We start from the raw sequence: 13,063 nt of genomic DNA on the forward strand, positions 1-13,063 counted from the left end.
CCGCCGGGGGTGGCGGGCACCTTGGCCCGTACGGCGGCGAGGACGGCCGCCGCGAACGGCAGGGACTCGTGGACGAGCCCGTAGCCCATGCCGAAGGCCACGGCCGCCGGGTCCTGGTCGGGGTCGGGGCGCCGGTCCCCGTCGTCGCCCCGCAGCAGGCGCAGATGGCCGCCGGCGGCGTCGGGGGAGCGCCACTCGACTCCGGTCAGCTCGTCGACGGGGAAGCGCTGGTCGCCGGCCTTCCACTTGGCGGAGGAGGCACCCGTCCAGAACCAGCGGAAGGAGACGGCCCGGCCGTCGAAGGACGCCTTGCCGTCGTAGGCCTTGAAGGTCAGCGGGGGTGCCGGCGTGGTCACCAGATGGCGCTCGGCGGGCTCGCCGGCCCGGGGGCCGAGCGCCGCGCGTATCCGCTCGGCGTAGTACTCGGCGAGCAGCTCGCGCTCGGCCGGGAGGACCAGCCGGTAGGGGTCGTTGCCCTCCTTGAGCCGGCCGTCGGCCACGTCCATCAGCGGATCGGCGCCGGGTCTGGGCACGGCGCGCAGCACCACCGTCCCATGCCTCCCCGGGGCCTGCTCGACGGCCGCGAGCGCCTCGAAGGGGACGCGTCGCTCGCCGAGCGCCTGGAGCAGCTTCGGTGTGCGGATCCCCCGTTCGAAGCGGATGAGCACGGAGTCGGTGCCGAACTCCCAGACGGTGTGGAAACCGGCCAGCACATCACCCATGCCGCTCATCGTAAGCGGCGCCCGCCCGCCCGTCCCCCCTCGTGGCGCTACGCGCGTCAAACCGCCACGGCCTCGGCGTCCGGGCCCAGCCCGTCCGCGCAGTCACCGCTGTCCCGCGCGCACCGGACGGAGGCGGGGGCGCCGACGCCGATCCCGGCGAAATTGGCGAGGCTGGTGGTGCCGGGCGCGAAGTAACCGGTGTGGCCCTGGGCGTCGCCGGCGGAGAGCACCCGCGCCCCGAAGCCCGCGGAGACCGGGTCGGCACCGTGGCCGAGGCCGCCGACCTCCATGTGGGGCACGCCCTGGATCCAGTCGTCCGCGTCGCGCATCGCCCATATCCGGGCGGTGGTGTCCAGGTCGGAGACGTGCTGGGCGCGCATGCCGGGGCTGCCGGCCACGGCCACGTCGGTGACCCGGGGGGAGAGCTCGCGGGCGGCGACGCCGCACACCACCGAGCCGTAGCTGTGGCAGAACAGCGCGACCTTCGAGGTGCCGGGCAGCGACCGGACGAGCCGGCGCAGCCGCAGCGCGCCCTCGGCGGCGAGCTTGCCGGTGGCGGCGTCCATGCCGACGCCGGCGGGCGAGGTGTAGTCGGCCCAGGCGATGACGGCCGTCCTGGTGCCGGGGCCCGCCTTCCGCTCGGCGGCGTAGAGGGAGCGGCCCATGCCGACGGGGGCGCTGTAGGCGCGCTGGGTCTTCTCGAACGTCAGCACATTGGTGTCGACGCCCGGGACCACCACGGAGACCCGCCGGGCCGCGTCGAGGTCGCCGAAGACCTCCGCGACCCGGCCGTCGCCGGCGGGGTCGAAGGCGAGGATCTGCCGGCCCTGGCCGAGCAGCGACTCGAAGCGGTGCATCCGGCGGCCGGCCGTATAACGGCCGGCGGGGGTCAGCCCGGCGTCGTGGGCGCGCTGCTCCTCGACCGTGCGGGCCCGGGCGAGCGCGGTGCGGTTGGCGCGGTAGCGCAGCTCGGTGGGGGCGCCGCCGAGGTTGCCGACGACGAGCGGATAGCGGTCGGCGAGCCGGTCGCGCTGGCCCGTGGTGAGCTGGGCGAAGAACCGGGAGAGCGCGGAGGGCTCGGCGTCGGGGGAGGGCAGCGGGCGGCCGTTGACGGAGCCGTGCCGCCAGGCCTTGAGCGAGGCGGCCCGGGGGTCCTCCACGCCCTTGTGGCTTCTGACCGCCGTCCAGCCCGTGGTCGCGAGCATCACGAACACCACGGCCAGTGCCAGCAGTGCGCGCCAGGCCGTGGAGGCGTTGGTCCAGGGGATGGAGGAGGAGCCGAGCTCCGGGAAGGAAGTCACCGCCGACCACCCTAGGAGAAATCGGCTTGCGTCCGGGAAGTCGGTGAGCTATCTCACGTTTGAATGGCCGTGATTGAGCGCACTCGTATGCCTACCGCTCAAGAACGCCAGTTTTCCGCCAGTGCGGGACCGATTTGATCCAGATAGACGGCCGTGCGCTGCCGGAACCCCTCCATGTCCCCGTCCAGTAGATCACCCCAGCGCTTGCCCACCTCGCGCATCACCCCGCTGAACGCCGCGACCAGGATGCGCGGGCGGGGGTCCTCCGCCGGCAGCCCCTCCCGGCGGGCGATCTCGTCGGTGAGCCGGTCCTCCAGCTCGGCCAGCCGGCGCAGATGGGCCGCCAGCAGCTGCGGGGTCTCCTGGATCATCCGGTACGTCCGGACGTAGAGCTCCAGCGGGACGGCCGACTCGATGGCCTCCTCGATGCCGTCCCAGCACTCGACGACGGCCGTGCGCAGCGCGGTGAGCGGCGGCTCCGCCGCCGGGCGCGCGCACACGGCGGCGAAGATGCGCGACTCGATCATCTGCTGGACGGCGAGGGCCACGTCCTCCTTGCCCGCGAAGTAGCGGAAGAAGGTGCGCTGCGAGACGTCCGCCGCGGCCGCGATCTCGTCGACCGTCGTGCCCTCGTACCCCTGGAGGGCGAACAGCTCCTGGGCGCACCGGACGAGGGTCTCGCGGGTGCGGCGCTTCTTGCGCTCACGCAGGCCCGTGGTGCTCTCGATCGTGTGCATCGCCGCCTCTTCTCGGTGCGTTTCCGCTGCTCAGGATAGTTGTGGCCAAGATGACAGACTGCGCCTCTTGAAAGCGATTGTCGAGTGTCAGTCACTGCCATAATCTCGGTGGCATGACTCGGACCACCGTCGCCGAGGCGACGCCGGACCAGACGCCCCGCAGCGGCTTACGCGGCTTACGGGGCAATCCCTGGCTGACACTGCTCTCCGTCGCGATGGGCGTGATGATGGTCGCGCTCGACGGCACGATCGTCGCCATCGCCAATCCCGCCATCCAGAAGGACCTGGGCGCCTCGCTCGCCGACGTCCAGTGGATCACCAATGCCTATCTCCTCGCCCTCGCCGTCGCCCTGATCACCGCGGGCAAGCTGGGTGACCGCTTCGGTCACCGGCAGGTCTTCCTCATCGGTACCACCGGTTTCGCCCTCTCCTCCGGACTCATCGCCCTGTCGGGCAGCGTGTCGCTCGTCGTCGCCCTCCGGGTGCTCCAGGGCCTGTGCGGCGCGCTGCTGATGCCCACGGCGCTCGGCCTGATCCGCGCGACCTTCCCGGCCGAGAAGCTCAACATGGCCATCGGCCTGTGGGGCATGGTCGTCGGCGCCTCCACGGCCGGCGGCCCCATCGTCGGCGGCCTGCTGGTCGAACACGTCAACTGGCAGTCCGTCTTCTTCATCAACGTCCCCGTCGGCGCCCTCGCGCTGACGCTCGGCGCGGTCTTCCTCGCGGGCCACCGGGGCAAGAGCGCGTCCCGGTCCTTCGACATCCCGGGCATCGTCCTGCTCTCCGCCGCGATGTTCTGCCTGATCTGGGCGCTGATCAAGGCCCCCGCCTGGTCCTGGAGCGACGCCCGGACCGTGATCTTCCTCGGCGCCTCGGCCGCCGCCTTCCTCCTCTTCGCCCTCCGGCAGACCCGCAGCCGCGAACCGCTGCTCCCGCTGAGCCTCTTCCGCTCCGTGCCGCTGTCCGCCGGGGTGGTCCTGATGGTGCTGATGGCCTTCGCCTTCATCGGCGGGCTGTTCTTCGTCACCTTCTATCTCCAGAACGTGCACGGGATGTCCCCGGTGGAAGCGGGCACGCATCTGCTGCCGCTGACCGGGATGCTGATCGTCGGCTCGCCGGCGGCGGGCGCGCTCATCACCCGCATCGGCCCGCGGATCCCGCTGATGGCGGGCATGATCAGCGCCGCCGTGGCCTGCTTCGGGCTGGCCACGCTGGACGCCGGCACCGGCACCCTCACCATGTCGCTGTGGTTCGCGCTGATGGGCGTGGGCCTCGCGCCGGTCATGGTCGGCGCGACCGAGGTGATCGTCGGCAACGCGCCCCTGCGGCACGCGGGCGTGGCCGGAGGACTCCAGCAGTCGGCCATGCAGGTGGGCGGCTCGCTGGGGACGGCCGTCCTCGGCGCGGTGATGGCGTCCCGGGTCGAGCACCTGCTCCCGGAGAAATGGGCCGCGGCGGGCCTCCGGCCGCTCCCGCCCGAGCAGCTGGACCAGGTCACCGGCGCGGTCTCGGTCGGCGTGGCCCCGGTACCGGCGGGCACACCGCCGCAGTACGCGGAGAAAATCTCCACCGTCGCGCATGACACGTTCGTGTCGGGGATGCAGGTGGGATTCCGCGTCGCCGGGTGCGTGGCGATCGTCGCGGCGCTGGTCGCGGCCTTCACCAAGCGGGGGGAGAACGCGGGGGGTTCGGTGGGGGCGGGGCATCTCTGAGCCTTCCCCCTATCAGGGTGGGAACGGGCGGCGGCCCTTGGCAGCGGCGATCACGGAGCGTGAGACTCCTCGCATCGATCGGATGCGAATCGGGGGAGTGATCTCTGTGGTGCGTGCTGTTGTTCTCGGGCTCGTCGCCGTTATGGCCCTGGCGGGTGCGCCCGCCGCGCAGGCGCGGGGTGCCACGGGCGCCACGGGCGCCTGCGCGGCGGGGCAGCTGTGTCTATGGCCCAAGCCGGGCTACCGGGGGGCCGTCCACGCCAGTGAGCTGGCGGGCATCGACATCGAGAGCTGCATGGCCTTGCCGGCCGGGGTGACGGGGGCTTCGCTGGCCAACCGGACGGGGCACCCGGTGACGACGTACCAGAGCGCGACGTGCGCGGAGACGGGTGAGTTCGACACGTATCCGTCGGGGACGTGGACGCCCGAGTCGCCGTACGTCGTGCGTGCGTACAAGGTGTGGGAGCACTAAAGAAATTTGCCCCCCGACCGGCGAAGCCGGTCGGGGGGCAAATCTTCATGCGTTACGCGTCACCACCGGCCGCGCCCGGGTCGGCCGCGGCCACGTCCAGGAGCTCGTAGCGGTCGATGGCCTGCTTGAGGGCCGAGCGGTCGATCTTGCCCTCCTTGGCGAGCTCGGTGAGCACCGCCAGGACGATCGACTGCGCGTCGATGTGGAAGAAGCGACGGGCCGCGCCACGCGTGTCCGCGAAGCCGAAGCCGTCGGCGCCCAGCGAGGTGTACGTGCCGGGCACCCAGCGCGAGATCTGGTCCGGGACGGCGCGCATCCAGTCGGACACGGCCACCTTCGGGCCCTCGACGCCGGTGAGCTTGCTCGTCACGTACGGGACGCGCTGGTCCTCCTCCGGGTGGAGCAGGTTGTGCTGCTCCACCTCGATGGCATCGCGGCGCAGCTCGTTCCAGGAGGTCGCCGACCAGACGTCCGCCTTGACGTTCCACTCCTCGGCGAGCATGCGCTGGGCCTCGATCGCCCACGGCACGGCCACACCGGAGGCCATGATCTGCGCCGGGATGGCGCCGGCCTCGCCCGCCTTGTAGCGGTACAGACCCTTGAGGATGCCCTCGGCGTCCACGTTCTCCGGCTCGGCCGGGTGCTGGATCGGCTCGTTGTAGACGGTCATGTAGTAGAAGATGTCCTCGGCGTTCTCGCCGTACATCCTCCGCAGACCGTCCTGGACGATGTGCGCGATCTCGTAGCCGAACGCCGGGTCGTACGCGACGACGCCCGGGTTGGTCGAGGCGAGCAGGTGCGAGTGGCCGTCGGCGTGCTGGAGGCCCTCACCGGTCAGGGTGGTGCGACCGGCGGTGGCGCCGAGGACGAAGCCGCGGGCCAGCTGGTCGGCCATCTGCCAGAACTGGTCGCCCGTGCGCTGGAACCCGAACATCGAGTAGAAGACGTAGATCGGGATCAGCGGCTCGCCGTGGGTGGCGTAGGCGGAACCGGCGGCGATCAGCGAGGCGGTGCAGCCCGCCTCGGAGATGCCGTCGTGGAGCATCTGGCCGGTCGGGGACTCCTTGTACGCGAGCAGCAGCTCGCGGTCCACGGCCTCGTACTGCTGGCCCAGCGGGTTGTAGATCTTCGCCGAGGGGAACAGCGAGTCCATGCCGAAGGTGCGGTACTCGTCGGGGGCGATCGGCACGAAGCGCTTGCCGATCTCCTTGTCCCGCATGAGGTCCTTCAGCAGGCGGACGAAGGCCATGGTGGTGGCGATCGACTGCTGGCCGGAGCCCTTCTTCGTCGGCGCGTAGGCCTTGTCGCCCGGCAGGACGAGCGGCTTGGAGCGGTCGACACGGGAGGGCACGTACCCGCCGAGCGCCTTGCGGCGGTCGTGCATGTACTGGATCTCTTCCGAGTCCTTGCCCGGGTGGTAGTACGGCGGCAGGCCGGACTCCAGCTCCTTGTCCGCGATCGGGATGTGGAGGCGGTCGCGGAAGCGCTTGAGGTCCTCGACCGTCAGCTTCTTCATCTGGTGGGTCGCGTTGCGGCCCTCGAAGTTCGGGCCGAGCGTCCAGCCCTTGACCGTCTGCGCGAGGATCACGGTCGGCTGGCCCTTGTGGGCCTTGGCCGCCGCGTAGGCCGCGAAGATCTTCTTGTGGTCGTGACCGCCGCGACCCAGGTGGAGGATCTGGTCGTCGCTCATGCCCTCGACCATCTTGCGGAGACGCTGGTCGTCGCCGAAGAAGTGCTCACGGATGTACGCGCCGGTCTCGGTGGCGTACGTCTGGAACTGGCCGTCGGGGGTGCTGTTGAGCTTGTTGACCAGGACGCCGTCGCGGTCCTGGGCGAGCAGCGGGTCCCAGGAGCGGTCCCACACCAGCTTGATCACGTTCCAGCCGGCGCCGCGGAACTGCGACTCCAGCTCCTGCATGATCTTGCCGTTGCCGCGGACCGGGCCGTCGAGGCGCTGGAGGTTGCAGTTGACGACGAAGGTCAGGTTGTCCAGGCCCTCACGGGCGGCCAGGGACAGCTGGCCGAGCGACTCGGGCTCGTCCATCTCGCCGTCGCCCAGGTACGCCCAGACGTGGGACTTGGAGGTGTCGGCGATGCCGCGCGCCTCCATGTAGCGGTTCATCCGGGCCTGGTAGATCGCGCCGAGCGGGCCGAGGCCCATCGAGACGGTCGGGAACTCCCAGAAGTCCGGCATCAGACGCGGGTGGGGGTACGACGACAGGCCGTAGGGGGCCTTCGACTTCTCCTGGCGGAACGCGTCGAGCTGCTGCTCGCTCAGTCGGTCCAGCAGGAAGGCGCGGGCGTAGACACCGGGGGAGGCGTGGCCCTGGAAGAAGATCTGGTCGCCGCCGTCGCCGCCGTCCTTGCCGCGGAAGAAGTGGTTGAAGCCCACGTCGTAGAGCGAGGCGGAGGAAGCGAAGGTGGCGATGTGGCCGCCGACGCCGATGCCCGGGCGCTGGGCGCGGGAGACCATGACGGCCGCGTTCCAGCGGGTCGCGTTCAGGACCTTGCGCTCGATCTCCTCGTTGCCGGGGAAGAACGGCTCGTCCTTGGTCGCGATGGTGTTGACGTAGTCCGTGCTGCGCATCTCGGGCACGGCGACACGCTTCTCACGCGCCCGCTCGATCAGGCGAAGCATGAGGTAGCGGGCACGTTCCCGGCCCCGCTCGTCGACGGCAGCGTCGAGCGAGTCGAGCCATTCCTGGGTCTCTTCGGGATCGAAGTCCGGGACCTGGCTGGGAAGACCGCCAATGATGATCGGGTTGCGATCGGATCCGGAAGCCACGCTGTTCCTTCGCTGTTCGGTCGTGTCGTGCTCTGCGCGCACGGGATGCTGCGCACGGGGTCAACACTGTCTTTGCTTATATGTCGCGCCGGCTCCCATCGTGGACCTCGGCGGCGCAAACGTCATCTCTACTGGGCGGTAACCACCGCACATGAGACGAATCGTCGAGGGTTGGTCGCCCAGGGCGGCCAAATCGCAACCATACGCCCCCGATGGGGGTCGCTCGCGTACGGCCGTTCGGACTCGACCCCTGTCATCGCAAGGAGTAACTTCGCAAACCCGGCAGAACGCTGTGGCGTGAATCACTCGCGCTTGTTGCCTCATGGTTGGAGTTGCCATGAGACGTCCGCGTCCGTCAACGTTTCGGCGGGCCTGGCGGCCGGGTACTTGCGCGATCGGTCCGGCACGTGTGGACTACGCCCAATGCCTCGCCTACGCGAGGAACACAAGACAATTTCTCGAAACATGACAGGAGGCAATCCGTGAGCGCGACCGCGGACCACGCGGAGGAGCGGACCCTGGCCGTGAGGCTGGGTTTCCAGCCCGGACAGGTGGTCCAGGAGATCGGTTACGACGAGGACACCGATCAGGATCTCCGTGAGGCCATCGAGGAGCACACCGGCACTGAGCTCGTCGACGAGGAATACGACGACGTCGCCGATGCCGTCCTGCTGTGGTTCCGCGATGAGGACGGCGACCTCACAGACGCGCTGGTGGATGCCATCGGCTTCCTGGAGGAGGACGGCATGATCTGCCTCCTGACCCCCAAGACGGGCCGTGACGGCTACATCGAGGCCAGCGACATCACCGAGGCCGTGCAGACCGCCGGCCTGTCCCAGACCAAGCCCGTCAGCGTGGGCAAGGACTGGAACGGCAGCCGTCTGGTCACCCCGAAGGGTGCCAAGGCGGGCCGCCGCTAGTCCGAGCGGACCGGCGTCCGACGCCCGCGAGCCCCCGGCGACACCCGTCGCCGGGGGCTCGCGCGTTCGCGCGGGGCGAACCCGTGCCGGGCAGGAACCGGTGGGATCACCTGAGGAGGATCCCCCGCGCGTGACGGCCGGGAGGGCAGTGAAAGACTGGGCCCGCCGACAGGCTCCGTCACCAGAGAGGTGTTACCCCCATGGCTATCGCCGCAGGCGACAAGGCGCCCGACTTCGCGCTGAAGAACCAGCACGGTGAGACCGTCCGGCTCTCCGACTTCCGCGGTGAGAAGAACGTCGTGCTGCTCTTCTACCCCTTCGCCTTCACCGGTGTGTGCACCGGCGAGCTGTGCGCCCTGCGCGACAACCTGCCCTCCTTCGCCAACGACGAGGTGCAGCTGCTGGCCGTCTCCAACGACGCCCCCTTCAGCCTGCGCGTCTTCGCCGAGCAGGAGGGCCTCGAGTACCCGCTGCTCTCCGACTTCTGGCCGCACGGCGAGACCAGCCGCGCCTACGGCGTCTTCGACGAGGAGAAGGGCTGCGCGCTGCGCGGCACCTTCATCATCGACAAGGAGGGCGTCGTCCGCTGGACGATCGTCAACGGTCTGCCCGACGCGCGTGACCTGAACGAGTACACCAAGGCTCTCGCCGCGCTCTGAGACCGCCGTTCGAGCATGTTTCCGAGCCGCCCGGGGCAACCCCTACAGGTGTCCCGGGCGTCTGAAGCGCAAGAGCCTGTTTACGGTGGGAACCGGTCACTAGGATCAAACCGTTGATCGGGTGCCATCGAACAACCGGGGGCGCGGGAATCGCCTGGCCCCCCGAACCAATGGAGGACTCGTGGGAGTCAGTCTCAGCAAGGGCGGCAACGTCTCGCTGACCAAGGCGGCCCCGAACCTGACGGCGGTCGTCGTCGGTCTCGGCTGGGACGCCCGGACCACCACCGGCACGGACTTCGACCTGGACGCCAGCGCCCTGCTCACCAACGACCAGGGCAAGGTCGCCAACGACCAGAACTTCGTCTTCTTCAACAACCTCAAGAGCCCCGACGGTTCCGTCGAGCACCAGGGTGACAACCTCACCGGTGAGGGCGAGGGCGACGACGAGGTCATCAAGGTCAACCTGGCCGGTGTCCCGGCGGACGTTCACAAGATCGTCTTCCCGGTCTCCATCTACGACGCCGAGACCCGTCAGCAGAGCTTCGGCCAGGTGCGCAACGCGTACATCCGCGTGATCAACCAGGCCGACAACACCGAGCTCGCCCGCTACGACCTCAGCGAGGACGCCTCGACCGAGACCGCCATGGTCTTCGGCGAGCTCTACCGCAACGGCGCCGAGTGGAAGTTCCGGGCCATCGGCCAGGGCTACGCCTCGGGTCTGCGCGGCATCGCCCAGGACTTCGGCGTCAACGTCTGACGTTTTCGCGTCCGAGTCGCCCGTCCGGCGCCGCAGCCCCGTTCTCCTCGGGGGTGCGGCGCCGGACGCGCACCGGCGACACCATTTCCGGCCGGCGGGCGACGGGCCGCCGGGCGGCACCACAACTCGGGGAGGAAAAGACCATGGGTGTCACGCTCGCCAAGGGAGGCAATGTCTCCCTCTCCAAGGCCGCGCCGAATCTCACCAACGTCACCATCGGTCTCGGCTGGGACGCGCGCTCCACCACGGGGGCCCCCTTCGATCTGGACGCGAGCGCGCTGCTGTGCTCGGCGGGCCGGGTGCTGGGCGACGAGTACTTCGTCTTCTACAACAACCTCAAGAGCCCCGACGGCTCCGTCGAACACACGGGTGACAATCTCACCGGTGAGGGCGAGGGCGACGACGAGTCCATCCTGGTCGACCTCACCAAGGTGCCGGCCACCTGCGACAAGATCGTCTTCCCGGTCTCCATCCATGAGGCCGATGTGCGCGGTCAGAGCTTCGGCCAGGTCAGCAACGCCTACATCCGGGTCGTCAACCAGGCCGACGGCTCCGAACTGGCCCGCTACGACCTCAGCGAGGATGCCGCCGGCGAGACCGCGATGATCTTCGGCGAGGTCTACCGCTATGGCGGCGAGTGGAAGTTCCGGGCCGTGGGACAGGGGTACGCGTCGGGTCTCCGGGGTATCGCCCTAGACTTCGGGGTCAACGTTTCGTAAAGCCGCGTCCGCGCGGAGAGACCCGGACAACGAAGGATTGGGTGGCCAGTGCTCCTGAAAACCTTTGGTTGGTCGTTCGCCATCACGGCGGCCGGACTGGCCTTGGCAGGCGTTCTCTGGGGATGGCAGGGGCTGGCGATCGTCGCGATCCTCTCCGTCCTGGAGATCTCGCTCTCGTTCGACAACGCGGTGATCAACGCCGGAATCCTCCGGAAGATGAATCCGTTCTGGCAGCGGATCTTCCTGACCGTGGGCATCCTCATCGCCGTCTTCGGCATGCGGCTCGTCTTCCCGGTCGTGATCGTCGCGATCACCGCCAAGCTGGGGCCGATCGAAGCGGTCAAGGTCGCCATCCAGGACCACGACCGCTATGAGCAGCTGGTCACCAGCGCCCACCCGGCCATCGCCGCCTTCGGCGGGATCTTCCTGCTGATGATCTTCCTGGACTTCATCTTCGAGGACCGGGACATCAAGTGGCTGGCGTGGCTGGAGAAGCCGCTGGCCCGGCTCGGCAAGCTGGAGACCCTCTCCACCGTCGTCGCCCTGGTCGTGCTGCTGATCGCCGCGACCACCGTCGCCACCACCGTCCCCGTGCACGGCGGCGAGGGCACGGTCGACAAGGCGGCCACCGTGCTGCTGGCCGGTATCGGCGGCCTGGTGACGTATCTGATCGTCGGCGGCATCTCGGGCTTCTTCGAGGACCGCCTGGAGGAGGACGAGGAAGAGGAGGACGAGGACGGCGTCCAGGACGCCGCGCCCGCGAAGAAGGACAAGGGCCCCTCGGTCGTCGGGCTGGCCGGCAAGGCCGCCTTCTTCATGTTCCTCTACCTCGAGGTCATCGACGCCTCCTTCTCCTTCGACGGTGTCATCGGCGCCTTCGCCATCACCAACGACATCTTCGAGATGGCCCTCGGTCTGGGCATCGGCGCGATGTACATCCGTTCCCTCACGGTCTTCCTCGTCCGCAAGGGCACCCTGGACGACTACGTGTACCTGGAGCACGGCGCCCACTACGCCATCGGCGCCCTGGCCGTGATCCTGCTGGCCACCATCAAGTACGAGATCCCCGAGGTCGTCACGGGCCTGATCGGCGTGCTCCTGATCGGCCTGTCCTTCCTGTCCTCCGTCATCCGCAACCGCCGGGAGGCGGGCACGGGTGACGGCTCCGGATCGAAGGCCGAGGTCTCCTCCGGGGTGTGACAGCGGCACATTTGAGGAACGCTCTCACCGGGGCGGTCACGAGGATCATCCTCGGGCCGCCCCGTGGCATGTGTGCTCAAAGTGGGGGTGCTCGGCAATGATCAGGGAGAAGTTCTTCGGCAACTGGGGCTATGCCGCCACGCGTCAGTTCGACGCGAGCGGCACCAACGGCGCGGTCGAGCTGACCAAGCGCCATCCCACGTTTTCGCTGACCAAGCAGGGTGCCGTCACCGGCAATCTGCGGGTCAACCTGTCCTGGCGGATGAGGACCTCGGACTTCGACGACCGCGGCTCCTCCCTGGCCTCCTCGCTGCGTCACCCGCTGCGGAAGTTCACCCCCGACGTGGTCCAGGCCCAGGGGCAGGCGATGGTCAACGTCGACCTCGACCTCGCCTGTATGTACGAGCTCCAGGACGGGGCGAAAGGCGTAGTCCAGCCGCTCGGCAACATACTGGGCAGCATCAACGCCCCGCCGTATATTCAGCTCAGCGGCGACGACCGGTTCGGGTCCGGGTCGGGCGAGACGATCTACATCAACATGGACCACCGCGACCAGTTCAAACGCCTGCTGGTCTTTGTCTACATCTATGACGGCACACCCGCGTTCGACCGCACCCACGCGATGGTGACCCTCTACCCGGGCAACGGCCCCCGGCTGGAGGTCTCGCTGCACGAGCGGGCCCCGGAGGCCCGGTCCTGCGCCGTGGTGCTGATCGAGAACATCAAGGGCGAGATCCTCGTACGGCGCGAGATGAAGTACGTCTACGGCTTCCAGTCCGAGCTCGACCGGCTGTACGGGTGGGGCCTCCAGTGGGGCCGGGGGTACAAGAGCAAGGTCTGAGGATCCGGGGCCCGCAGTTCCTGCCCGGCCGCTCTCAGCGGCCGGGCAGGAACTGCGGGCCCTGCGGGGGCAGCCGGAAGGCCGGGTCGGGCACGGGCTGGTGCTGCGGATAGCCGTAGGACGGCTGGGGCGACTGCTGCGACTGGTGCTGCTGCGGGTAGCCGTAGGCGGGCCGGTCCCCGGGGGCCTGCGGATAGCCGTACGCGGGCGCCGGGATCGAGGGCGGGGCGGCCGGCGG

12 protein-coding genes and 1 pseudogene are annotated in these 13,063 nt (G+C 69.4%); 8 read left to right on the plus strand and 5 right to left on the minus strand.

Annotated elements, in window-relative coordinates; genetic code table 11:
• From K6I33_RS20935 to K6I33_RS20945, 3 genes are all read right to left on the minus strand, one after another.
• Positions 1-722 (minus strand): DUF4429 domain-containing protein (locus K6I33_RS20935; RefSeq protein ID WP_229355046.1); only part of this gene is annotated, 722 nt, incomplete at its 3' end.
• A gap of 56 nt (positions 723-778) precedes the next feature.
• Positions 779-2,023: an alpha/beta hydrolase gene (locus K6I33_RS20940; RefSeq protein ID WP_229355048.1), complete on the minus strand. Its 1,245-nt coding sequence runs from the start codon at positions 2,021-2,023 to the stop codon at positions 779-781.
• A 98-nt stretch (positions 2,024-2,121) separates the two neighbouring features.
• Positions 2,122-2,760, minus strand: coding sequence for a TetR/AcrR family transcriptional regulator (locus tag K6I33_RS20945; RefSeq protein ID WP_229355058.1), 639 nt, complete (start codon positions 2,758-2,760; stop codon positions 2,122-2,124).
• A gap of 113 nt (positions 2,761-2,873) precedes the next feature.
• Between K6I33_RS20945 and K6I33_RS20950 the strand changes: the two genes are divergently transcribed.
• A complete protein-coding gene (locus K6I33_RS20950) occupies positions 2,874-4,472 on the plus strand; it encodes an MFS transporter (RefSeq protein ID WP_229355060.1) in 1,599 nt (532 codons plus the stop codon).
• Between the two features lie 82 nt (positions 4,473-4,554).
• A complete protein-coding gene (locus K6I33_RS20955; RefSeq protein ID WP_374285436.1) occupies positions 4,555-4,944 on the plus strand; it encodes a peptidase inhibitor family I36 protein in 390 nt (129 codons plus the stop codon).
• A gap of 52 nt (positions 4,945-4,996) precedes the next feature.
• Here the strand turns inward: K6I33_RS20955 and aceE are convergent, their stop codons facing one another.
• Positions 4,997-7,729, minus strand: coding sequence for a pyruvate dehydrogenase (acetyl-transferring), homodimeric type (gene aceE, locus K6I33_RS20960; protein WP_229355069.1), 2,733 nt, complete (start codon positions 7,727-7,729; stop codon positions 4,997-4,999).
• Positions 7,730-8,211: 482 nt separating this feature from the next.
• Between aceE and K6I33_RS20965 the strand changes: the two genes are divergently transcribed.
• From K6I33_RS20965 to K6I33_RS20990, 6 genes are all read left to right on the plus strand, one after another.
• Positions 8,212-8,649 (plus strand): DUF3052 domain-containing protein, encoded by a 438-nt coding sequence (locus tag K6I33_RS20965; protein WP_229355071.1) that lies wholly within the window; start codon positions 8,212-8,214, stop codon positions 8,647-8,649.
• 200 nt (positions 8,650-8,849) lie between these two features.
• Positions 8,850-9,308: a peroxiredoxin gene (locus K6I33_RS20970; RefSeq protein ID WP_229355073.1), complete on the plus strand. Its 459-nt coding sequence runs from the start codon at positions 8,850-8,852 to the stop codon at positions 9,306-9,308.
• A gap of 181 nt (positions 9,309-9,489) precedes the next feature.
• A complete protein-coding gene (locus K6I33_RS20975) occupies positions 9,490-10,065 on the plus strand; it encodes a TerD family protein (protein ID WP_229355075.1) in 576 nt (191 codons plus the stop codon).
• A gap of 143 nt (positions 10,066-10,208) precedes the next feature.
• A complete protein-coding gene (locus K6I33_RS20980; protein WP_229355076.1) occupies positions 10,209-10,784 on the plus strand; it encodes a TerD family protein in 576 nt (191 codons plus the stop codon).
• Positions 10,785-10,832: 48 nt separating this feature from the next.
• On the plus strand, positions 10,833-11,984 hold the full coding sequence (locus K6I33_RS20985) for a DUF475 domain-containing protein (RefSeq protein ID WP_229355078.1): 1,152 nt from the start codon (positions 10,833-10,835) through the stop codon (positions 11,982-11,984).
• A gap of 97 nt (positions 11,985-12,081) precedes the next feature.
• A complete protein-coding gene (locus K6I33_RS20990; RefSeq protein ID WP_229355080.1) occupies positions 12,082-12,825 on the plus strand; it encodes a Tellurium resistance in 744 nt (247 codons plus the stop codon).
• 34 nt (positions 12,826-12,859) lie between these two features.
• Here K6I33_RS20990 and K6I33_RS20995 read toward each other — a convergent pair.
• A pseudogene (locus K6I33_RS20995) lies at positions 12,860-13,063 on the minus strand (TerD family protein); the annotation flags it as partial.

The sequence above is a fragment of the Streptomyces sp. UNOB3_S3 genome, from assembly GCF_020740895.1.
Classification (GTDB): Bacteria; Actinomycetota; Actinomycetes; order Streptomycetales; family Streptomycetaceae; genus Streptomyces.